19 protein-coding genes are annotated in these 19819 nt (G+C 68.7%); 12 read left to right on the forward strand and 7 right to left on the reverse strand.

The features are described from left to right. Positions 1 to 37: 37 nt before the first annotated feature. Positions 38 to 2812 (forward strand): formate dehydrogenase subunit alpha, encoded by a 2775-nt coding sequence (fdhF, locus tag CRJ03_RS15205; RefSeq protein WP_104019724.1) that lies wholly within the window; start codon positions 38 to 40, stop codon positions 2810 to 2812. An 81-nt stretch (positions 2813 to 2893) separates the two neighbouring features. Here fdhF and CRJ03_RS15210 read toward each other — a convergent pair whose 3' ends face one another. Both CRJ03_RS15210 and CRJ03_RS15215 read right to left on the reverse strand, forming a co-directional pair. Then, positions 2894 to 3553 carry a YiaD family glycine zipper/OmpA-like lipoprotein gene (locus tag CRJ03_RS15210; protein WP_104019725.1) on the reverse strand — a complete coding sequence of 220 codons (660 nt, stop codon included), beginning with the start codon at positions 3551 to 3553 and terminating at the stop codon, positions 2894 to 2896. A 123-nt stretch (positions 3554 to 3676) separates the two neighbouring features. After that, positions 3677 to 4510, reverse strand: a complete 834-nt coding sequence (locus tag CRJ03_RS15215; protein WP_240611694.1) for a methylated-DNA--[protein]-cysteine S-methyltransferase — start codon at positions 4508 to 4510, stop codon at positions 3677 to 3679. Between the two features lie 97 nt (positions 4511 to 4607). On the opposite strand from CRJ03_RS15215, the gene nth reads away from it, so the two are divergent. Both nth and CRJ03_RS15225 read left to right on the forward strand, forming a co-directional pair. Next, positions 4608 to 5252 (forward strand): endonuclease III, encoded by a 645-nt coding sequence (gene nth, locus CRJ03_RS15220; RefSeq protein ID WP_104019727.1) that lies wholly within the window; start codon positions 4608 to 4610, stop codon positions 5250 to 5252. Beyond that, the gene (locus tag CRJ03_RS15225; protein ID WP_104019728.1) at positions 5249 to 6235 is read left to right on the forward strand and encodes an adenosine kinase; all 987 of its coding nucleotides are present in this window, start codon (positions 5249 to 5251) and stop codon (positions 6233 to 6235) included. Before nth ends, CRJ03_RS15225 begins: the two co-directional genes overlap by 4 nt. Before the next feature lie 344 nt (positions 6236 to 6579). Here the strand turns inward: CRJ03_RS15225 and fliP are convergent, their stop codons facing one another. From fliP to fliF, 4 genes are read right to left on the reverse strand one after another with little or no spacing between them, the layout of a single operon-like run. After that, the gene (fliP, locus tag CRJ03_RS15230) at positions 6580 to 7338 is read right to left on the reverse strand and encodes a flagellar type III secretion system pore protein FliP (protein WP_165375338.1); all 759 of its coding nucleotides are present in this window, start codon (positions 7336 to 7338) and stop codon (positions 6580 to 6582) included. Beyond that, positions 7335 to 7637, reverse strand: coding sequence for a FliM/FliN family flagellar motor switch protein (locus CRJ03_RS15235; RefSeq protein ID WP_165375339.1), 303 nt, complete (start codon positions 7635 to 7637; stop codon positions 7335 to 7337). Before CRJ03_RS15235 ends, fliP begins: the two co-directional genes overlap by 4 nt. Then, the gene (locus CRJ03_RS15240) at positions 7634 to 8227 is read right to left on the reverse strand and encodes a FliH/SctL family protein (protein WP_104019729.1); all 594 of its coding nucleotides are present in this window, start codon (positions 8225 to 8227) and stop codon (positions 7634 to 7636) included. Before CRJ03_RS15240 ends, CRJ03_RS15235 begins: the two co-directional genes overlap by 4 nt. Further along, positions 8227 to 9879, reverse strand: coding sequence for a flagellar basal-body MS-ring/collar protein FliF (gene fliF, locus CRJ03_RS15245; RefSeq protein WP_104019730.1), 1653 nt, complete (start codon positions 9877 to 9879; stop codon positions 8227 to 8229). The genes CRJ03_RS15240 and fliF overlap by 1 nt, the downstream gene beginning before the upstream one ends. 124 nt (positions 9880 to 10003) lie before the next feature. Here fliF and CRJ03_RS15250 point away from each other — a divergent pair, with 124 nt between their 5' ends. From CRJ03_RS15250 to CRJ03_RS15290, 9 genes are all read left to right on the forward strand, one after another. Continuing rightward, a complete protein-coding gene (locus tag CRJ03_RS15250; RefSeq protein ID WP_104019731.1) occupies positions 10004 to 10528 on the forward strand; it encodes a flagellar basal body-associated FliL family protein in 525 nt (174 codons plus the stop codon). A gap of 12 nt (positions 10529 to 10540) precedes the next feature. Next, on the forward strand, positions 10541 to 10927 hold the full coding sequence (locus CRJ03_RS15255; RefSeq protein ID WP_104019732.1) for a hypothetical protein: 387 nt from the start codon (positions 10541 to 10543) through the stop codon (positions 10925 to 10927). Next, the gene (locus tag CRJ03_RS15260) at positions 10924 to 11508 is read left to right on the forward strand and encodes a MotE family protein (protein ID WP_104019733.1); all 585 of its coding nucleotides are present in this window, start codon (positions 10924 to 10926) and stop codon (positions 11506 to 11508) included. Before CRJ03_RS15255 ends, CRJ03_RS15260 begins: the two co-directional genes overlap by 4 nt. Before the next feature lie 72 nt (positions 11509 to 11580). After that, positions 11581 to 12450, forward strand: a complete 870-nt coding sequence (gene motA / locus CRJ03_RS15265; protein ID WP_104019734.1) for a flagellar motor stator protein MotA — start codon at positions 11581 to 11583, stop codon at positions 12448 to 12450. Continuing rightward, positions 12447 to 14750 (forward strand): hypothetical protein, encoded by a 2304-nt coding sequence (locus CRJ03_RS15270; protein WP_104019735.1) that lies wholly within the window; start codon positions 12447 to 12449, stop codon positions 14748 to 14750. Before motA ends, CRJ03_RS15270 begins: the two co-directional genes overlap by 4 nt. Positions 14751 to 14927: 177 nt before the next feature. Further along, positions 14928 to 17012, forward strand: coding sequence for a flagellar biosynthesis protein FlhA (gene flhA, locus CRJ03_RS15275; protein WP_104019736.1), 2085 nt, complete (start codon positions 14928 to 14930; stop codon positions 17010 to 17012). Beyond that, on the forward strand, positions 17009 to 17782 hold the full coding sequence (locus tag CRJ03_RS15280; RefSeq protein WP_104019737.1) for a flagellar biosynthetic protein FliR: 774 nt from the start codon (positions 17009 to 17011) through the stop codon (positions 17780 to 17782). Before flhA ends, CRJ03_RS15280 begins: the two co-directional genes overlap by 4 nt. Further along, positions 17782 to 18870 carry an EscU/YscU/HrcU family type III secretion system export apparatus switch protein gene (locus tag CRJ03_RS15285; protein WP_104019738.1) on the forward strand — a complete coding sequence of 363 codons (1089 nt, stop codon included), beginning with the start codon at positions 17782 to 17784 and terminating at the stop codon, positions 18868 to 18870. The genes CRJ03_RS15280 and CRJ03_RS15285 overlap by 1 nt, the downstream gene beginning before the upstream one ends. Continuing rightward, positions 18867 to 19322: a hypothetical protein gene (locus CRJ03_RS15290; protein ID WP_104019739.1), complete on the forward strand. Its 456-nt coding sequence runs from the start codon at positions 18867 to 18869 to the stop codon at positions 19320 to 19322. Before CRJ03_RS15285 ends, CRJ03_RS15290 begins: the two co-directional genes overlap by 4 nt. Here CRJ03_RS15290 and CRJ03_RS15295 read toward each other — a convergent pair. Continuing rightward, positions 19310 to 19819, reverse strand: a complete 510-nt coding sequence (locus tag CRJ03_RS15295) for a flagellar basal body-associated FliL family protein (RefSeq protein WP_104019740.1) — start codon at positions 19817 to 19819, stop codon at positions 19310 to 19312. The genes CRJ03_RS15290 and CRJ03_RS15295 overlap by 13 nt on opposite strands.

Here is a 19819-nt window from a genome sequence, read left to right on the forward strand (position 1 = left end):
CCATGTTCTACAAGCCGCGAGGCAAGGGAGGCGCGCCATGGCCCAGACGATCCGATTGATGCTCGATGGCCGCGAGGTCGAGGCCGAGGCCGGCCAGACCATCTGGGAGGTGGCCAATGGCCGCGGCCTGGTGATCCCGCACCTGTGCCACAAACCCGCCCCCGGATACCGCCCCGACGGCAATTGCCGCGCCTGCATGGTCGAGGTCGAGGGCGAGCGCGTGCTGGTGGCCTCGTGCATCCGCGAGGCGCGCGATGGCATGGTGGTGACCACCGATTCCGCGCGGGCGACAAGCGCGCGCAAGATGGTGGTCGAGATGCTGCTCGCCGATCAGCCCGAGCGTGACGTGTCGCACGACGCGTCGAGCCACCTGTGGGACATGGCCGAGGCCAATGGCGTGACCCACAGCCGCTTTCCGAAGGTGGAGAAGGACCGCGTGCCGCTGCTCGACGACAGCCACGTGGCGATGCGGGTCAACCTCGATGCCTGCATCCAGTGCAACCTGTGTGTGCGCGCCTGCCGCGAGGTGCAGGTCAACGACGTGATCGGCATGGCGGGGCGCGGCCATGACGCCTACCCGGTGTTCGATTTCGACGACCCGATGGGCGAGAGCACCTGCGTGGCCTGCGGCGAATGCGTGCAGGCCTGCCCCACCGGCGCGCTGATGCCCGCCTCGGTGATGGACGACCAGCAGCAGGGCGACAGCGCCGATTACGACGAGGAAGTGCAGAGCGTCTGCCCCTTCTGCGGGGTGGGCTGCCAGGTTTCGCTCAAGGTCAAGGACGGCCGCGTCAAATATGTCGAGGGGATCAACGGCCCCGCGAACGAGGGGCGGCTGTGCGTCAAGGGGCGGTTCGGGTATGACTATATCCACCACCCGCACCGGCTGACCAAGCCGCTGATCCGGCGCGAGGATGCGCCCGAGAAGGGCCTGAATGTCGATCCCGGCAACTGGCATCAGTTCTTCCGCGAGGCGGACTGGGACGAGGCGCTTGATATCGCCGCCGGTGGGCTCAAACGGCTCAAGGACACGCATGGCGGGGCCAGCGTCGCGGGCTTTGGCAGTGCGAAATGCACCAACGAAGAGGCGTATCTGTTCCAGAAATTCATCCGCCAGGGCTTTGGTCACAACAACGTGGATCACTGCACGCGGCTGTGCCACGCCTCGTCGGTCTCGGCGCTGATCGAGAACGTCGGATCGGGGGCCGTCACGGCAACCTTCAACGAGATCGAGAATGCCGACGTGGCCATCGTCATCGGTGCCAACCCGATCGAGAACCACCCGGTCGCCGCCACCTATTTCAAGCAGTTCACCAAGCGCGGCGGCAAGCTCATTGTGATGGACCCGCGCGGCGTGGGGCTGCGCCGGTTTGCCACGCATATGCTGCAGTTCAAGCCGGGCGCGGATGTCTCGATGCTCAACGCGATCTGCCACGTGATCGTCGAGGAGGGGCTCTACGACCAGCAATATATCGAGGCCTTCACCGAGAACTGGGAGGCCGAGAAGGCGCATCTGGCGCAGTTCCCGCCCGAGAAGATGGAGGCGATCTGCGGCATCCCCGCCGAGACGCTGCGCGCCGTGGCGCGCGAGTTTGCCGGGGCGAAATCCGCGATGATTTTCTGGGGCATGGGGATTTCGCAGCATATTCACGGCACCGACAATTCGCGTTGTCTGATCAGCCTCGCGCTGATGTGTGGTCATGTCGGCCGACCCGGCACCGGGCTGCACCCGCTGCGCGGCCAGAACAACGTGCAGGGCGCGTCGGATGCGGGGCTCGTGCCGATGTTCCTGCCCGATTACCAGACGGTGACCGATGACGGCGTGCGCCGGGCCTTTACCGAGGTTTGGGAGTCGGGCGATTTCAGCGCCGAAAAGGGCCTGACGGTGACAGAGATCATGGACGCGGTGCACGCGGACGCGATCAGGGGCATGTATATCCTGGGCGAGAACCCGGCGATGTCCGACCCGGACGTGGAACACGCCCGCGATGCGCTCGCCAAGCTCGAGCATCTGGTGGTGCAGGACATCTTCATCACCGAAACGGCGAACTATGCCGACGTGATCCTGCCCGCCTCCGCCTTCTACGAGAAGTCCGGCACCGTGACCAACACCAACCGGCAGGTGCAGATGGGCCGCCTCGCGGTCCGCCCCCCGGGCGAGGCGCGCGAGGATTGGGCGATCACGATGGCGCTGGCCAACCGGATGGGGCTTGGCTGGCAGTATGACAGCCCGGCGGACGTGTTTGCCGAGATGAAGATCAACATGCGCTCGCTCGACAATATCACCTGGGAGCGGCTGGAACGCGAGAACGCCGTCACCTACCCATGCAAGACGCCCGATGGCCCGGGCGAGGCGGTTGTGTTCGGCGACGGCTTCCCGCGGCCCGAGGGGCGGGCGCGCTTTACCCCCGCGTCGATCATCCCGCCCGATGACGTGCCGGACGCGGATTACCCGATGGTGCTGACGACGGGCCGACAGTTGGAGCACTGGCACACTGGCTCCATGACCCGGCGCGCCAGCGTGCTCGACGCGGTGGAGCCCGAGGCCAACTGCTCGATGCATCCCTCGACCCTGCGCAAGATGGGGGTGGAGCCGGGCGGCATGGTGCAACTGACCACCAAGCGCGGCTCGATCCGGATCATGGCGCGGGCGGATCGCGCGATCGCGCCGGACATGGTGTTTTTGCCCTTCGCCTATGTCGAGGCGGCGGCCAACATCCTGACCAATCCGGCGCTCGACCCCTATGGCAAGATCCCCGAGTTCAAGTACTCGGCGGTGCGCGTCGAGCCGGCCGAGGTCGCGGCGGAATAAGCGACAGGGGCGGCCCGATGGACCGCCCCTGCTTCATCTTGCCATAAATATCCATTTGCTTTGCGTCGGGGCAGCGCCCGCTCAGGCGTTTGGCAGGATCACGATTTCCACCCGACGGTTCTGTCGCTTGCCCTCGGAGGTGAGGTTCGACGCCACTGGCTGAGACTCGCCGCGGCCATAGGCGCGGACGCGACCGTAGGACACGCCCCCCTGCCGAAGCACGTCGGCCACCGCGTTGGCGCGGCGCTCCGAGAGGCTCTGGTTGTAGCTGGCCGCGCCGTCGCTGTCGGTATGGCCCACCACCTGAACCGTGGTGTTGGGATACCGCTGCAGGCTGTTGGCCACCTTGAACAGATCGTCGCGCAAGACCGGCGTCACCCTGGCGCTGTCGACGTCAAAGAGGATGTCCTGCGGCATGGTCAGGATGAGCCGGTCGCCGGTATTGACGATGCGCACGTCGTCGTCGAGTTGCTGGCGCAGTTCGGCTTCCTGCTTATCGAGCGCGTTGCCGATGGCCGCGCCGCCCGCGGCACCGAGGATGCCGCCGATCACGGCTCCCTTGCCCTTGTCGTCGCTGACGACGGCGCCGGTGCCCGCGCCGATGATACCGCCCAGGATCGCGCCCTGCTTGGTCTTCTGGTTGGGGTCCTGCCCGCTGACATAGCCCGGATCGGTGCAGGCCGTGACCAGCATCAGCGCCGTGCCGGAAAGAAGAAGGATCGGAGTGCGTGTCCGGATCATGATGAATGCCTCATTGGTTGATACTCCCGTAACATCGGGTCTGATTCGGGGATATGCAATAACATGCCCCGCCCCAAGGCGATTTCATGGAAAAAAGAGGTGGTCACGCACGCGGATTTCCGCCTATCCGTCGGCCCGCGCGCTTTCCCGCGCCAGCATCGCGCGCTTGACCGGCAGGCCCCAGTGATAGCCGCCCAGTCCGCCCGACTTGCGCAGTGCGCGGTGGCAGGGGATGAGCAGGCTCACCGGGTTGCGCCCCACGGCGGTGCCCACGGCGCGCACGGCGCGCGGATGGCCGATGGCGCGGGCGATCTCGGAATAGGTCGTGACATGGCCCGTGGGGATATTGAGCAGCGCCTCCCATACCTTGATCCCGAAGGGCGGGCCGATCATGTGCAGCCTGGCCTCGCCCCGCCCGGCAAAGCCCGCCTTGACCCAGGGCGCGATGGCGGCAGGGTCCTCGGCATAGTCGGCCTCCGGCCAGCGCGCGCGCAGGTCTGTCATGGCCGCCTCGCGTCCTATCTCGCTGGCAAAGGCCAACCCGCACAGCCCACGATCCGTACCCATCGCCAGCGCCTCGCCGAAGGGGCTGTCGAACCAGCCGTAGCGGATGCTGAGCCCCGCCCCGCGGCGGGCGAATTCGCCGGGGCTCATCGCCTCCCAGCGCAGGAACAGGTCATGCAGCCGCCCCGATCCCGACAACCCTGCCGCCTGCGCCGCCTCCAGCGTGGTGAAGCGCTCGGCCAGCAGCGTCCGCGCGTGGCCAAGCGCGAGGTATTGCCGGTAGCGCTTGGGCGAGACGCCGACCCATGCCGAGAAGAGCCGCTGGAAATGCGCGGGGCTCATGCCCATTTCGCCCGCGAGATCGTCGAGCGGGAGGTCCGAGTCCGTCGCGTCGATCAGATCGATGGCGCGGCGAATGACGTTGTAGTGATAGCTCTGGTCGAGATCGGTCATCGGCATTTCCTGACAGCTTTGCCACAAGATAAGCGGCGCGTGCGTCCCCCGCGACCCGAATGTTGCGCATCCCGCGAAATCCCGGCATTAAGCCGCCATGGCGCGCCAGCTCGATTATCACACGATCCGCGAGATCTTTGCCCGCTTTCAGGCCGCCGAGCCAGAGCCAAGGGGTGAGTTGGCGCATGTCAATGCCTATACGCTCGTCGTCGCGGTTGCCCTCTCGGCGCAAGCGACCGACGCGGGCGTGAACAAGGCCACCCGCGATCTCTTCCAGGTGGCTGACACGCCGCAAAAAATGCTGGACCTGGGCGAGGAGGGCCTGATCGCGCATATCCGGACAATCGGGCTCTACCGCAACAAGGCCCGCAACGTGATGAAGCTCAGCCGCATCCTCGTGGAGGAGTATGGCGGAGAGGTGCCCAATTCCCGCGCCGCCCTGCAATCGCTGCCCGGCGTCGGGCGCAAGACCGCCAACGTGGTGCTCAACATGTGGTGGGGCTATCCCGCGCAGGCGGTGGATACGCATATATTCCGCGTCGGCAACCGCAGCGGCATCTGCCCGGGCAAGAACGTCGACGCGGTCGAGCGCGCCATCGAGGACAACGTGCCGGTGGATTTCCAACGCCACGCGCATCACTGGCTGATCCTGCACGGGCGCTATGTCTGCAAGGCCCGCAAGCCCGCCTGCGGCACCTGTCTCATCCGTGATCTCTGTTTATTCGAGGACAAGACCCTATGACCAAGTATCAGGCCGTCGGCATCGGCAACGCCGTGGTGGACGTGATCAGCCAATGCGACGACGTCTTTCTTGCCCGGATGGGTATCGACAAGGGCGTGATGCAGTTGATCGAGACCGAACGCGCCGAGTTTCTCTACGAGAACATGACCGACCGGCAGCAGATGCCGGGTGGGTCGGTCGCCAACACGATCGCGGGGCTGGGGGCGCTGGGCCTCTCGACCGGGTTCATCGGGCGGGTGAGCGACGACGCGCTGGGCCGGTTCTATGCCGATGCGATGGCCGACGTGGGCACCGATTTCGTCAACGCCCCGCGCGGTGACGGCGATCTTCCCACCTCGCGCTCGATGATCTTTGTGACGTCCGATGGCGAGCGGTCGATGAACACCTATCTCGGCATCTCGACCGAACTGGACGAGGGCGACGTGCCGGACGCGGTGGCGGGGCAGGCGGGGCTATTGTTCTTGGAGGGCTATCTCTTCGACAAGCCCAAGGGCAAGGCGGCGTTTGAGCGGGCCGCGCGGGCGGCGCGGGCGGGGGGGGGGCGCGCGGGCATCACGCTGTCGGACCCGTTCTGCGTGGACCGCCACCGCAACGATTTTCGCGGGCTGCTGCGTGAGCTGGATTTCGTGATCGGCAACGAGCACGAGTGGCGCGCGCTCTACGAGACCGATGATCTGGGTGCGGCGCTGGAACAGGCGGCGGGCGAGAGCGGCCTCATCGTCTGCACCCGGTCGGGCCATGACGTGGTGCTGGTCGAGGGCGAGGAGACGGTCACGGTGCCGGTGCGTCGCGTCGAGCCGGTAGACACGACCGGCGCGGGCGATCAATTCGCCGCCGGGTTTCTCTACGGCCTCGCCACCGGGCAACCGCTGGACGTGGCCGGACGCATGGGCTGCATCGCGGCGGCGGAGGTGATCGGCCATTACGGCGCGCGACCCGAAGCCGATGTCAGGGCGCTGTTTGCCGCCGAAGGGCTGATCTGAGCGACGGGGTGCGCCCCCGGCGGAGGTCGGATCTTGGGTATTTTCGCCAAGAAGAAACAGCGATGCGCGCCCGCCCCCGGCATCGGTCGGACCATTGCCGATGCGCGCCGGGGACGGGCGCGGCTTCTCCTTGGGCGGTCATCGGCTCCCCAGCCTGTACCGCGCTCTCATCCTCGCATCCCCAGGTTAACGAAACCTTGCTTCTTCTTGGTTCAAATACCCCGGGGTGAATTGGCCGCAGGCCAAGAGGGGCGGCGCCCCTTGCGCCTTTGGGCTCTTGCCCGGCGGCGGTCAGGAGCGTGCGGGGAGCGTTGACTCATCCCCGTGCGGCAGGCCACGCGCGCTCACATGTAGCCGCGCACGAGGCTTGCGGCGATCAGCGACCAGCCGTCGGCGATGACGAAGAAGGCGAGCTTGAACGGCAGCGAGACGAGGGCGGGGGGCACCATCATCATGCCCATCGACATCAGCACCGCGGCGATCACGAGGTCGATGATCAGGAACGGCAGGAAGATCAGGAAGCCGATCTGGAAGGCGCGGGCGATTTCCGAGAGCATGAAGCTGGGGACGAGGACAGAGAGGGGGGCGTCGGGACCGGTCTGGATGCTGCTCGCGTCCGGGCGCAGCGCCGCCATCGCCTCGAAGGTGGTGGCGTCGAGCCGCGCGGCCATGAAGCCGCGAAACGGCGCGATGGCGCGTGGCAGCGCCTCTTCGAGCGTGATTTCCTCTGCCACGAGCGGCGCGATCCCGGTCTCCCATGCGGTGGTGAAGGTGGGCTCCATCACGAACCAGGTGAGAAACAGGGCGAGGCTCACCAGCAGCATGTTGGGTGGCGATTGTTGCAGCCCGATCCCCTGTCGCAGGATCGACAGCACGGTGATGATGAACGGGAACGAGGTGATCATGATCGCCAGCCCGGGTGCGAGGCTCAGCACGGTGATGAGCGCGATGAGCTGGATCGCCCGGCCCGAGAGCGAACCGCCCTCGCCGAGCGAGATCGAGATGTCCTGCGCCTGCGCAGGGGCAGCGGCGAGGAGCATCAGCGTGAGGGCGAGCGCCAATGCCCGTGCCGGGACGGCGCGGGTGGCGGGTGGCGGCGTCATCCCAGCCCGTCGCGCAGGTTGGCCACCTCGGTGAGGCGCACGGCGAGCTGTCCGTCGTCCTCGCCTTCGATCTCCTCTAGCTGTCCGCGCGCGATCAGCCGCTCGCCGATATAGAGCTCGACGGCGTCATCGACGCGTCGATCGAGGGGCAGCACCGCGTCACGCCCCAGCGAGAGAAGCTCGCGGATCGCGGGTCGCGCCTTGCCGACGGAGACGGTGATCTCGATCGGAACGGCGGAGAACGGGTTGGACATGTCCAGGCCGGTTCCGGGTTTGGGGTCGGCTGGATCGTTGGTCATGCGGTGGCCTTTCCTTGCTGGGTCTGGTCGAAGAAACCGCGGATCGCGGCGTCGATGCCCGCGAGCACCTCGGCAAGGTCGATCTCGTGCTCGGCCTCGCCGAAGCGCAAGGAGACCTGCCCCGGGCCGAGGGTGTCGTCCTCGACAAGCGTGGCCTCGATGGCGGGATCGGACTCGAGCAGATGCGTGATCCGCGGCGCATCGTCCGGGGAGATGGCGATCCCGATGTCGAGGCGGCCCTGGTCGCGTGCGAGGTCGTGCAGCATCTCGGTGAGGCGTGGGCCGAGGCTCTCCTGTGCGAGCCGGGGCAGCACCGCCGTGGTCATCTGCGTAAGCAGGGGCCGCAGCGCCTGCATCACCGCGCCGTGGGCCTCCGCGTAGGTAAAGCGGAGGTCCTGGAGGTTCTGCGCGAGATCGGCGGTGATGCGGCGGTCATCCTCGGTCCGTGCCTTCACGGAGTCGTCCCACCCGGCCTGGTAGCCGGTCTCGAAGGCGGCCAGCCGCTCTTCTTCGAGCGAGACATCCGAGATGGTCACCTGTCTGCCTGGGCGCGCGCCGTCGAAATTCTCGAGCAGATGTGCGATGGACATCAGGTTCTTTCCTCCTCGCCCTCGAGCCATGTGCGCAGGATTTCGACGGTTTCCTCCTGCCGCTCGCCGATCAGCGCGCGCAGCCGTGCCACCGGATCCTCGGGCCGCGGCCCGGCCTTGCCCAGCGCGGGAGCGAAGGTCGAGGCGGTGCCGGTGTCATTGCCCGCGCCGCTCTGGTCGGAGACCAGCGACAGGCCGCTGACGTCGAACTCGCCGTCGTCAATCTCGCCGGTCAGGGGCGCGGGCGCGTCGGCGCCTCCCTCCGTGGCCCCGCCCGTCAGGAGACCCGGCGCGCCGAGCCTCGCCGAGGCGGGGGCAGGGCGCATCAGCACAGGGCGCAGCACGAAGAGACCGAGCACCAGCGCCACGAGGGCGAGCACGAGCACCTGCGCCAGCGACATGGCGTCGATGGCCAGCCGGTCCAGCAGCCCGGGCGTGGCCAGTGTCCCCGCCGGGGCGACCGCCTCGAAGGGCAGCGTCCGGAGCGTCAGCACGTCGCCGCGCTCGGGGTCGAGCCCGACCGCGGAGGCGACCAGTTCGCGCAGCGCAGCGAGCTCTTCCTCGGGGCGGGGTTGTGTGGCCGGTGCGCCCTCTGCACCGGTGCCGGGCAGCGCGTTGACGAGCACCGCCACGCTAATCCGCCGGATCGCGCCGGGGGCGGTCACCACCTCGCGTTCGATGGTCGAGACCTCGTAGTTTACCCGCTCGCGCGTTTCCTCGCGATTGCTGGTGGAGCGCGCGTCGCCGCCGGCATCGCCCTCGGGCAGGTTCGAAGCGACGGTCACGCCGCCCCCGCCCTCGCCCGAGGCGGTGTCGCTGCTTTCCTCGGTGTCGGTGCTGATCGCCACGCGGTTCTCGGGGTCGAAGCGGCGCTCGTGGACCGATTCGCTGCGCGTCTCGGTCTCGAGCGTCACCTCGACCACCGCGCTGCCCGGGCCGACGCGCGCCTCGAGCAGGCGCAGGGCACGCAGGCGCAGCGCCTCGGCGCGCGCGTCGGAGGTGGTGGCGGTAGAGTCCTCTGCAGCGCCGATCAGCCCGCCTTCGCTGTCGATGATGGCGACATCCTCGGGCGCGAGCCCGGCCACGGCGGAGGCCACGAGGAATTGCAGCGCGCGTGCGTGCCGGGGCGTGAGCCCCTGTCCGCCGGTCGTGATCGACACCGAGGCGGAGTGGCGGATATCGCGCTGGAACGGGTTGGTTCCGGTCGAGGCGAGATGCACGCGCGCGGCGGAAATCGCCGGATGCGCGAGGATGGTGCGCGCAAGCTCTCCTTCCTTGGCGCGCCAGTAGGCGGCGTCGAACATCTGCGACGTGGTGCCGAAGCCCGACAGCCCGTCAAGAAGCTCGTAGCCCTTGGTGGAGCTGGCGGGCAGCCCCTCTCCGGCCAGCATCATGCGCAGCCCGTCGCGCTCGGGCGCGGGCACGAAGATCGCGTCGCCGTGCACCTCGTGTCCGACGCCGCGCCGCTCGAGCGCGGCGATCACCTCGCCCGCCGCGGGGGCATCGAGCCCGGCGTAGAGCAGGCTCATCGCCGGGGTTGCGGCGAGTCGCGCGAGCCCCAGAACGGCGGCGAACATGCCCAGCGTCGCCACCGCCACGATCACGCGCCGCCGCGTATCGAGCGCGTTCCACAGGCCGAGAATCTGCTGCACGGTGATGCCTCCTCATGATCGGCCTTCTGCCGGTCTGTGGGGTCATCCTTCCTGCATCAGGCTTAACATTCGGTTAGTCCCTGCCGGGTTATGGTCCCCTTGCTCGAGAAATGAGGACCGCGTCATGGCAGAAGCCGAGGAGACAGGGGAAGCCGCAGACCGCGCCGCGCCGTCGCGGTTGCCGCTGGTCATCGGGCTGGTGCTGGCGCTGGTCGGGGGCGGAGGCGGGTTCTATGCCGCATGGGCCGGGCTGTTGCCCTTCGGCCCGGTCACGAACGGACAGCAGAATGCGGCTGTGGGTGGGGGCGAAGAGGCCGCGAGCCCAGCGGAGGCGGTCGTCGATTTCGGCCACCTCGTCTATGTCCCGATCGAGCCGCTGGTGATTTCCTTTGCCGATGGCGGCCGCAGTCGTCACCTGCGCTTTCGCGCCGAGCTCGAGGTGCCCACTGAGGAGGCGGCGGAGGTAACGCGCGTCATGCCGCGCATCGTCGATGTGCTCAACACCTATCTGCGGGCGCTGCGTATCGCCGATCTCGAGGAAAGCGCCGCGTTGCCGCGGCTGCGCGCGCAGATGCTGCGGCGGGTGCAGGCGGTGGTCGGGGCCCCGCGGGTCAACGACCTGCTGGTGATGGAATTCGTGCTCAACTGAAGGGAGGGGGAAATGGACCTCATTGCCGATATCCTGTTGGTGGCGGGGGCTCTTGGGGCGGGGCTTTATTGCCACGTGCTCGCCCGCAGGCTCAGCCGCTTCAACGATCTCGAGACCGGGGTGGGGGGCGCGGTCGCCGTGCTGTCGGCGCAGGTCGATGACCTCGCGCGCACGCTGCGCGACGCGCAAAACGCCGCCGGTGGCGAGACCCGCTCGCTCGCGGCGCTCACCGACCGGGCCGAGACGGTGGCCAAGCGGCTGGAGCTTCTGGTTGCGTCGATGCACGACCTGCCAGAGCCGCAGGCCACGCCGCGCCCCGCGCCCCCGCAGGCCAAAGAGAACGGTGCGGCCCCGGTGTTTCGCCGCAACGCGCCGCCGGGTGACGGGGGCGCGGCATGAGCCGCGCGCGGGGCCGGGGCCGGAGCCCGATGCGCGCACGCGGGACGCTGACGGTGATCGCCGCGCTGCTGCTGGTCTCGGCGCTGGTACGGCTCGGGGACGGAGTCGGTCACGCGATGGCGCGCACCGATGCGACCGCGCAGGCCCCCGCAGCGGCGCCTGCCCAATGCCGGACACCCGCGGATCTGCAACGATTGCTCGACGAGATGACGACGCGCGAAGCGCAAGTTGCCGAGGACGAGGCGGCGCTTGCCGACCGGCGCGAGGCGCTGGCGCTGGTCGATTCGGAGATCGCGCGCAAGTTTGAAGAGCTCGCGGCGGCAGAGGATTCGCTGCGCCGCACGCTCGCCATCGCCGAGACCGCCGCGGAGGATGATATCGCGCGGCTCACGCGGGTCTATGAGACCATGAAACCCAAGCAGGCTGCTGCGCTCTTCGAGCGGATGGATGCGCGATTCGCCGCCGGCTTTCTCGCCCGGATGCGTCCAGAGGCGGCGGCGGCGATCATGGCCGGGCTGTCGCCCGAGGCCGCGCACCGGCTCAGCGTGGTGCTTGCCGGGCGCAATGCCGCGCGCGAATGACCGGCGCCGGGTCAGGCTTTCTTAACCCGGCGGTGACAGGATGCGGGCCAGACGTTTGATACGGAGAAGGCGATGATCGGTATCCTTGGCATCCTGGTGGTGGTGGTGATGGTCTTTGGCGGGTATCTCGTCGCCGGGGGCAAGCTCGGCATCATCCTCCATGCCGCGCCGTTCGAGATGACGATGATCGGCGGTGCGGCGATCGGCGCCTTTCTCATCAGCAACGACGTCGCCACCATCAAGCATACGTTCAAGAGCCTCGGGCGCGTGTTCAAGGGCCCGCGCTGGAAACCCGGGGATTACCGTGATCTGCTGTGCCTGCTCTTCACCCTGATCCGGCTCGCGCGGCAGAACCCGGTCGCTGTCGAGGAGCATATCGAATCTCCGTCCGACTCGGCCATATTCACCAGGTATCCCCGCATTCTCGCCGATTCCGAGGCGGTCGCGCTTATCGGTGACACGCTGCGTTCGGCCTCGATGAACTATGACGATCCCCACCAGGTGGAGGAGGTTCTCGACAAGCGGATGGAGGCGCAGCAGCAGCATGCGATGCACCCCAGCCACGCGTTGCAGACGATGGCCGACGGACTTCCGGCGCTGGGTATCGTTGCCGCCGTGCTGGGGGTCATCAAGACGATGGCCTCGATCGACCAGCCGCCCGAGATCCTCGGCAAGATGATCGGCGGGGCGCTTGTCGGCACCTTTCTGGGCGTGTTCCTCGCCTACGGCTTCGTCGGTCCCTTTGCCAGCCGTCTGCGCGACGTGACCGAGGAGGATGCCCATTTCTACAAGCTCATCCGCGAAGTGCTCGTGGCCAATCTCCACAACCACGCGGCCAGTATCTGCATCGAGGTGGGGCGACAGAACACCCCGTCCCACAACCGCCCGGGATTCGGCGATCTCGAGGAGGCGCTCAAGGCCACCCGGCAGGAGGCCGCATGATCCGCGCGCGAACCGCTTTGGTGCTCGCGGCATGGTGTGCCCTGTGGCTGGCCGCCGGAGCGCCCGTAGCCGCGCAGGCGGTTGCCGTGCGCTCCGGTGCGCATGACGGGTTCGACCGCCTCGTGCTTGACATGCCTGGGCGCAGGTCCTGGCATGTTGTCACCCGCGAGAACGGGGCCTCGGTGATTTTCGACGGTGCTGCGCTGCGCTTCGAGCTTGGTGCGGTTTTTGACCGGATCGGGCGGCAGCGGCTGCGCGCAATCTCGGTTCCGGCAGGGGGCGGGCGGCTCGATCTTGCCTTCGCCTGTGCCTGCCGGATCGAGTCGTTCTGGCACGCGGGCGCCATGCTCGTGATCGATATCTTCGACGCGCTCTCCGACGCGCGCGCGTCGCCCACCCATCCGCGTCCGCTGCCGCTGTCGGCGCCCGTCGCCCGGGACGGCGACGCGGTCCGGTCCCCGTCCGCCGCCGGCGCCGCGCTGGCCGCGCGACTAGACGAACGCGTCGGTCCGCGGCTATCGGCCCTGCCGGAAATCGGCGCCGCCGCGCCCGGTGACGGGCTCGACGCCGTGCGCGCCACGCTCGGGCGTCAGCTTGGCCGGGCCGCGAGCCAGGGGCTCGTCACCGCGGAACCCGGCCAGCGGCCGCGCCTCGCAACACCGCCCGCCCAGTCCCCCGCACCCCCGGACAGCGCGAACCCCTCAGCCCCCGCCATCGGGGACGGGCGCACCACGCAGGCGGGCCGCCCGGACGTGCCCGGTTTGCGCGTGACGACCAGTATGGACCGTGACATCTCCCGCCCCGCGCGCGCGGGTCTCTCGGTGGATGCGTGCCCGCCGGCACCGCATCTCGATGTCGTGTCCTGGGGCGGCAACCACCCTTTTGCGTTCGAGGTCGGTCGTCTCAACGGCGCGCTCTTCGGGGAATTCGACACCATTCGTGAGGCCGATGCCCTGCGCCTCGCGCGCCTGTACATTCACCACGGTTTCGGGGCCGAGGCGCGGCAGGTTCTCGGGTGGCTCGATTCCGGCGCGCCGGAGATCGCTCTTGCACGCGAGCTTGCGCGGCTGGTCGAGGGTGCGTCGCTTCCCGCAGGGGCGGCGCTCGCCGGTGTGCTCGGCTGCGGCGAGCCGGGCGTGCTGTGGGCGATCCTCGCGATGCCGGAATTGCCCGAGGAGAACGTGTTTGACCACCGCGCGCTCCGGCGATCCTTCGTCGCGCTGCCCGAGGGGCTAAGGCGCGCGCTCGGGCCGACGCTTGTCCGGCGGCTGGTGGCCGCCGGACACCGCGATACCGCCGACGCGCTTCTCGGGCACCTGCGCGGCGGCGATGCGTTTTCGGATGCCGAGACCGGGCTCGCGCGTGCCGCGCTCGCCGGACAGATGGGCGATGACGCCGCGGCGGAGCAGGCGTTGCGCGAGGTTGCCGGCACCAACGTTGAACAGACCGGGATAGCGCTGGCCGAGACAATCGAGCGTGCGCTTGCCCGCCAGGCCCCGGTGGCGTTCGACGACGCGCAACTGGCCGGGGCGCTCGCCTTCGAGACTCGCGGCACGCCGCTGGGGGGGCGGCTTGCGCGGGCCTATCTATCGGCCCTCGCGGCTTCGGGCGCCTTCGACGAAACGATGACGGAATTCGAGCGGATGCGACCGACGCTGGAAGATGCGGAGGCGGCACAGGTTGCGTCGGTCCTTGTGACGTACCTGTTGCGCGGTGCCGACGATGTCACCTTTCTGCGCACCATGCTGACGGACGGTGTCGTGTCTCCGGGGGGGCTGGATGGAGGCGTGGCGCTGGGCGTCGCGCAGCGGCTGCTCTCGCTGGGATTCCCGGCGCAGGCGGTGCGCCATGTCGCCCCGGCGCAGGCCACGGAGCCAGGTGAAGCGGGCGAGGCGCACCAATTGTTGCTCGCGCGGATCGCGCTGGCGCAGGAGCGTCCGGCCACGGCGCTTAGGGAGCTTCTCGGTCTCGACGGCAATGAAGCCGACCTGCTGCGCGCCGACGCGCTCGTCGCGCGGGGCGATCATGCCGGTGCCCGGCGGCTCTATGCCGCCCATGAGGCGACCCGTCGTGCGGACCGTGCCGCGCTGCACCTCGGTCGCGCCGAGGTGATGGCGGATGCGGAGAATGCCCCGCTCCGGGAGTTGGGGGAACTGCTCGTGCGCGACGCCGCCGCCCCGGTGGCGGGCGGCGATGCGGCACTGACATCGCGTCGTGCGCTGCTGGAGCGCAGCACGGCGCTGCGTGGCGCGATGAAGCGGCTGCTCGCCGCGACTCCGGGGGCGGTTGCCACGCGGTAATACTCGCGCCGCAGCTAACCGAATCTCAACCATGATGGCGCAGGCTTGCAGCACGACACCACCGCCGTTCGGCACAACCAAGGGAGAAAACGTGCCCCGCAGCCAGCTACCTTCGCCCGTCGCCGCGGCGCAGCACCTGCCCCGGGCCGGTCTCCTCGGATCCCTGGGGGACCGGCGATGCCGCGCCTGACCCGCGCGCAGCTCTTTCAGCCTACGGTGCTGCTGGCGCTGGCGTTGATGGCGATCATCGTCATGATGATCCTGCCGGTGCCGTCATGGGTGCTCGATATCGGTCTGGCGGCCTCCTTCGCGCTGGCAATCCTGATCTTCACCGTCACGCTGTTCATCGAGCGCCCGCTCGACTTCTCGTCCTTTCCGACGATCCTCCTGGCGTCGCTGATGCTGCGCCTGTCGCTCAACGTCTCTTCGACCAAGCTCATCATCGGTGAGGGCCACAGCGGCACCGGAGCCGCAGGCCACGTTATCGAGGGGTTCGCCGATTTCGTCATGGGCGGCAGCATTTTCCTCGGACTCGTCGTGTTCGGCGTGCTGCTCATCGTCAACTTCCTCGTCATCACCAAGGGCGCCGCGCGCATGGCCGAGGTGGGCGCGCGCTTCGCGCTCGACGCGATGCCGGGCAAGCAGCTGGCGATCGACAGCGACCTGTCGGCCGGTGCCATCTCGCACGAAGCGGCGCGCGAACAGCGCGCGCGCGAACAGCAGGAAACGACCTTCTTCGGCTCGCTCGACGGGGCGTCAAAATTCGTCAAGGGTGATGCCGTCGCCGGGCTGCTCATCACCCTGCTCAACCTCGTGATGGGGCTCGCCATGGGCACGCTGGTCCATGACATGCGGCTGGGAGAGGCGTTCGAAACCTATGCCATCCTGACGGTCGGCGATGGGCTCGTGACGCAGATCCCTGCGGTGATCATATCCATCGCCTCGGCGCTCTTGCTGGCGCGGGGCGGCACGCTCGGGGCGACCGATACCGCGATGACCAGCCAGATCCTGCGCCATCCGTCGGCTCTGGTGACTGTGGCGGTGCTGATGGGGCTCTTCGCGCTGGTGCCGGGCCTGCCCTTCCTGCCATTCATCCTCGGCGCGCTCGCGCTCGCCGCCGTCGCCGTGCTCGGCGCGCGCGCCGCGCGGGACGCGGAGGCAGAGCCAGAGGACACGGGGGGCGCCATGCCCGTCCCCGAGCCGACGATGGGCGATATCCTGGAACTCGATGACATCCACGTGGAATTCGCGCCGGATCTCATCAATATGGTGCTCGACCCCGGCGAGGGGCTCGACGCGCGCATCGCCAACATGCGCCGTCACATCGCGACGCGCTACGGCCTGATCCTGCCAGAGATCCGGCTGACCGACGAGCCCGCGCTCGAGGCCGGGACATATGCGATCCGCATCCAGGGAGTCGAGCAGGCGCGCGCCGGGCTGCGCGCGGATCACTTTCTCGCGCTCGATCCAGATGGGCAGCCAGATCTGCCGCCGGGCGAGACGGTACGCGAACCGGTCTACCATGCGCCCGCGCGCTGGATAACGGCGGTGGCGCGTGACCGCGCTGTGCTTGGCGGCGCGACGGTGGTGTCTCCCGGCGAGGTGCTGGCCACGCACCTCTTGGAGATCATTCGCCGCAATCTCAGCCGCCTGTTGACGATGAAGGCGATGCGCCGCCTGCTCGACGAGATGGTCAACCTTGCCGATCGCGACCGCGCCGACGCCAATCGCAAACTTCTCGAGGAGATGATCCCGGACCGCATCGCGCCGGACCTGTTGCACGGTGTGCTGCGCCTGCTACTGGCCGAGCAGGTTTCGATCCGCAACCTGCCTCTCATCATCGAGGCGGCGGCGGAGGGACGGCAGGGCGGCGCGGGCCCCGAGGCGCTGTGTGAACATGTGCGCCAGCGGCTCGGTTTCCAGATCGTGGCCGAACTCACGCGCCCAGATGGCACGCTGCCGCTTATCCAGCTCGCGCCCGAATGGGAGGAGCGGTTCCTGTCCCACCAGGTCGAGGCCGAGCGCGGGCGGCCCGACGTGGCCTTGCCGCCCGAGCTGTTCAACGCGCTCACCGGCGGTATCGCGACGGAGGTCAACACCGCGATGGAGCGGGGAATCACCCCGGCGGTAATCACCTCGACGCAGCGGCGGCGTTTTTTACGGATGGCGCTCGCGGCCAAGCAGGTGCGCGCGCCGGTCCTCTCGTTCGAGGAGATCGGTGTCGAGTCGCAACCGGCGCTGGTGGGCGTGGTGGCGGCATGACCGGGCTCGAGGCGCTGATCCGGCTGTCGCAGGACGTGCTCTGGCTTCATGCGCTCGTGTTCTTGCGCGTGGCGCCGATGATCGCGCTCTTTCCCGGCTTTGGAGAGCGCACGGTGCCGGTGCGCATCAAGCTGGGCCTTGCGCTCGGGATGACGGCCATCGCGACCCCTGCGCTCGCCCCCGGGCTTGGCGAGTTGCTCGGGTCCCGGCCCGATCTCACCCGCCTCATCCTGACCGAGACCGCGATCGGCCTCATGCTCGGCATCGGCATCCGCCTGTTCGTGCTTGCCTTGCAGACCGCCGGTTCGATCGCGGCGCAATCAACCTCGCTGGCGCAGATCCTGGGCGGTGCGAGCATCACGCCGATGCCCGCCATCGGGCATTTGCTGGTGGCCGGGGCGCTGGCGCTGGCGATGATCCTTGGCCTGCACCTGCGCCTCGCCGAGTTCGTGATCGAGAGCTACCGGCTGTTTCCGCCGGCCCGCCTTCCCGGGGCTGCCGGGGTGGCGGAGTGGGGCACCGGCCGGGTGGCCCATGCCTTCGGCCTCGCCTTCACGCTGGCGGCGCCCTTCGTGATTGCCTCGATGCTCTACAACCTGACGCTTGGCGTCATCAACCGCGCCATGCCGCAGCTCATGGTCGTCTTCGTGGGGGCGCCCGCGATCACGGCGGCGGGGCTGGCGCTGCTGTTCCTGCTTGCCCCGGCGATGCTCGGCATCTGGGCGGCGGGGCTGGGCGGGTTCCTCGCCGATCCGGTCGGGGGCGGATGATGGCCGAGCCGCAGGACGACAGCGACAAGACCCACGAGGCCACGCAGCACAAGCTCGAGAAGGCGCGTGAGAAGGGCGAGTTCGCGCGCTCTGCCGATCTCAACACTGCCGGATCCTACGCAGGGTTTCTGCTCGCGGCGGTCGCGGCCGGGGCAGGTGCGGTGGACGAGGCCGGGTCGCTCATGATGCGCCTCGTGGGGCAACCGGACCGTATCGCGCCGCTGGTGTTCTCCGACGGGTCGGGGATGGCCGCGCTTGGCGGGCTCCTGCTGGGGGTGGGCGTTGCGCTTTTGGTGTTCTTTCTCTTGCCGGGCGCGGTGGCGTCCCTGTCGGTGGTGGCGCAGCGCAGCCTCGTCTTCGCCACCGCGCGGCTCGAACCCAAGCTCTCGCGGATCAACCCGGTGGAGAATGCAAAGAACAAGTTCGGGCCGAGCGGGCTCTTCGAGTTTGCCAAGAGTGCCGTGAAGCTACTGGCCTTCTGTCTCCTGCTCGGGGTCTATCTCGGCGGTCAGATGCCGCGCATGGCCGCATCCCTCCACGCCGAGGCGGGCCAGATCGGGGCGTTGATGGCGCGCATGTCGACCGAGTTTCTCACCGTGGTGGTGATGCTCGCGCTGCTGATCGGCGCGGTGGATTTCTTCTGGCAACGTTTTGATCATGCCCGGCGCCAGCGGATGTCCCACAAGGAGGTCCGCGACGAGCACAAGGATCACGAGGGCGACCCCCACATGAAGCAACAGCGTCGCCAGAAAGGCATGGAGATCGTCTCTGGCCGGATGATGGAGGACGTGCCCAAGGCCGACGTCGTGATCGTCAATCCCACCCATTACGCCGTGGCGTTGCGCTGGAGCCGGGCGCCGGGATCGGCGCCGGTCTGCGTGGCCAAGGGGGTCGATCACCTGGCGCTGCGCATCCGCGAGCTGGCCCGCGAGAACGGTGTGCCGGTGCACCACGATCCGCCTGTGGCCCGTGCGCTCCATGCCGAGACCGAGATCGGCGAGGAGATCGATTCGCGCCACTACCGCGCGGTTGCCGCGGCGATCCGCTTTGCCGACAGCATGCGCCGCAAGGCGCGGCATTTCGGATGACGCGCGACAACCACGCCGCGCTGTGCGACCTGACAGAGGCGCTCTACCAGCGCGAGGCGGCGCGGCTGCGCGCGTTGCGCAACGAGGAGGGCCGGTTGCGGGCGGCGATCGAGCGGCTTGACGCGCAGGCCCGGGCCGCGCGTGTCCTGCCACAGGAGGCGCTGCGCGGGGTGCGCGAGATCGGGGCCGACATCGCCTGGCAGGGATGGCTGTCGCGGCACCGGGCGACGATCCGCGACGAGCTCGCGCGCGTGCTGGCGCGCAAGGAACAGGCCATGCCTGCGCAGCGTCGCGCCTTCGGCAGGCTTGAGGCGGCGCGCGCGCTGCGCGCGCGGGCGCAGGCGGAGGCACGCGACCGGCAGGAGCGGCGACAGGCAGGGCTGCTTGGCGATCTGGGGGCGATGGCGCGGATGCGGGCGTGGCCCGAAGACGGGCCGGGTCAGGTGTCCTGACGCGCGATCTCGGTGATGAGAACGCCCTTCGCCGCCGGGCCGAGCAGATCGCGCGCCACCTCGGCCAACATCCGGCGCAGCACGTCCATAGTGCTGGCGTTAGTGAATTCCCCGTCGAACCCGCCCCGGTTGGCGTGATCGAAGAGCACCTGCAGAAACCCGTCCCGCAGCTTCGGCTCGTGTTCGTAGACGGCCTGGGCATCCCCGTCGGTCACCTCGACGCTGAGCGACAGCACCATCATCGCCGTGACCCGCTCGCCCTCCAGGATCGGTACGACGAACTGGTTGTTAAGCGCGACAAAGTCATGCGGACCGGTCTCTTGGTCGGGCGGGGCCGCGGTGCCATCAACGCTCGGCTGTGCCGCGGCCGCGGCGGTCGTATCTGGCGCCGCTTGCGTGGCCTCACCGTTCGGGATGGGCGCGAGCATCATCCCCGCGCCGACGCCCGCACCGGTGCCGGCGATCGCCAGCAGCACGGGTAGAAGCATGCGGATCAT

This window comes from Roseovarius nitratireducens (genome assembly GCF_002925845.1).
GTDB classification, from domain to species: Bacteria; Pseudomonadota; Alphaproteobacteria; order Rhodobacterales; family Rhodobacteraceae; genus Roseovarius; species Roseovarius nitratireducens.

What these genes read in the sequence shown, in the direction of transcription:
- CRJ03_RS15260 (WP_104019733.1), top strand. Translation starts at nt 10,924, where the DNA reads ATGAGCCGCGCGCGGGGCCGGGGCCGGAGCCCGATGCGCGCACGCGGG.
- CRJ03_RS15240 (WP_104019729.1), bottom strand. Translation starts at nt 8,227, where the DNA reads ATGTCCATCGCACATCTGCTCGAGAATTTCGACGGCGCGCGCCCAGGC.
- CRJ03_RS15215 (WP_240611694.1), bottom strand. Translation starts at nt 4,510, where the DNA reads ATGACCGATCTCGACCAGAGCTATCACTACAACGTCATTCGCCGCGCC.
- CRJ03_RS15270 (WP_104019735.1), top strand. Translation starts at nt 12,447, where the DNA reads ATGATCCGCGCGCGAACCGCTTTGGTGCTCGCGGCATGGTGTGCCCTG.
- fdhF (WP_104019724.1), top strand. Translation starts at nt 38, where the DNA reads ATGGCCCAGACGATCCGATTGATGCTCGATGGCCGCGAGGTCGAGGCC.
- motA (WP_104019734.1), top strand. Translation starts at nt 11,581, where the DNA reads ATGATCGGTATCCTTGGCATCCTGGTGGTGGTGGTGATGGTCTTTGGC.
- CRJ03_RS15285 (WP_104019738.1), top strand. Translation starts at nt 17,782, where the DNA reads ATGGCCGAGCCGCAGGACGACAGCGACAAGACCCACGAGGCCACGCAG.
- fliP (WP_165375338.1), bottom strand. Translation starts at nt 7,338, where the DNA reads ATGACGCCGCCACCCGCCACCCGCGCCGTCCCGGCACGGGCATTGGCG.
- CRJ03_RS15290 (WP_104019739.1), top strand. Translation starts at nt 18,867, where the DNA reads ATGACGCGCGACAACCACGCCGCGCTGTGCGACCTGACAGAGGCGCTC.
- nth (WP_104019727.1), top strand. Translation starts at nt 4,608, where the DNA reads ATGGCGCGCCAGCTCGATTATCACACGATCCGCGAGATCTTTGCCCGC.
- CRJ03_RS15210 (WP_104019725.1), bottom strand. Translation starts at nt 3,553, where the DNA reads ATGATCCGGACACGCACTCCGATCCTTCTTCTTTCCGGCACGGCGCTG.
- CRJ03_RS15225 (WP_104019728.1), top strand. Translation starts at nt 5,249, where the DNA reads ATGACCAAGTATCAGGCCGTCGGCATCGGCAACGCCGTGGTGGACGTG.
- CRJ03_RS15250 (WP_104019731.1), top strand. Translation starts at nt 10,004, where the DNA reads ATGGCAGAAGCCGAGGAGACAGGGGAAGCCGCAGACCGCGCCGCGCCG.
- CRJ03_RS15255 (WP_104019732.1), top strand. Translation starts at nt 10,541, where the DNA reads ATGGACCTCATTGCCGATATCCTGTTGGTGGCGGGGGCTCTTGGGGCG.
- flhA (WP_104019736.1), top strand. Translation starts at nt 14,928, where the DNA reads ATGCCGCGCCTGACCCGCGCGCAGCTCTTTCAGCCTACGGTGCTGCTG.
- CRJ03_RS15235 (WP_165375339.1), bottom strand. Translation starts at nt 7,637, where the DNA reads ATGACCAACGATCCAGCCGACCCCAAACCCGGAACCGGCCTGGACATG.
- CRJ03_RS15280 (WP_104019737.1), top strand. Translation starts at nt 17,009, where the DNA reads ATGACCGGGCTCGAGGCGCTGATCCGGCTGTCGCAGGACGTGCTCTGG.
- CRJ03_RS15295 (WP_104019740.1), bottom strand. Translation starts at nt 19,819, where the DNA reads ATGATCCGCATGCTTCTACCCGTGCTGCTGGCGATCGCCGGCACCGGT.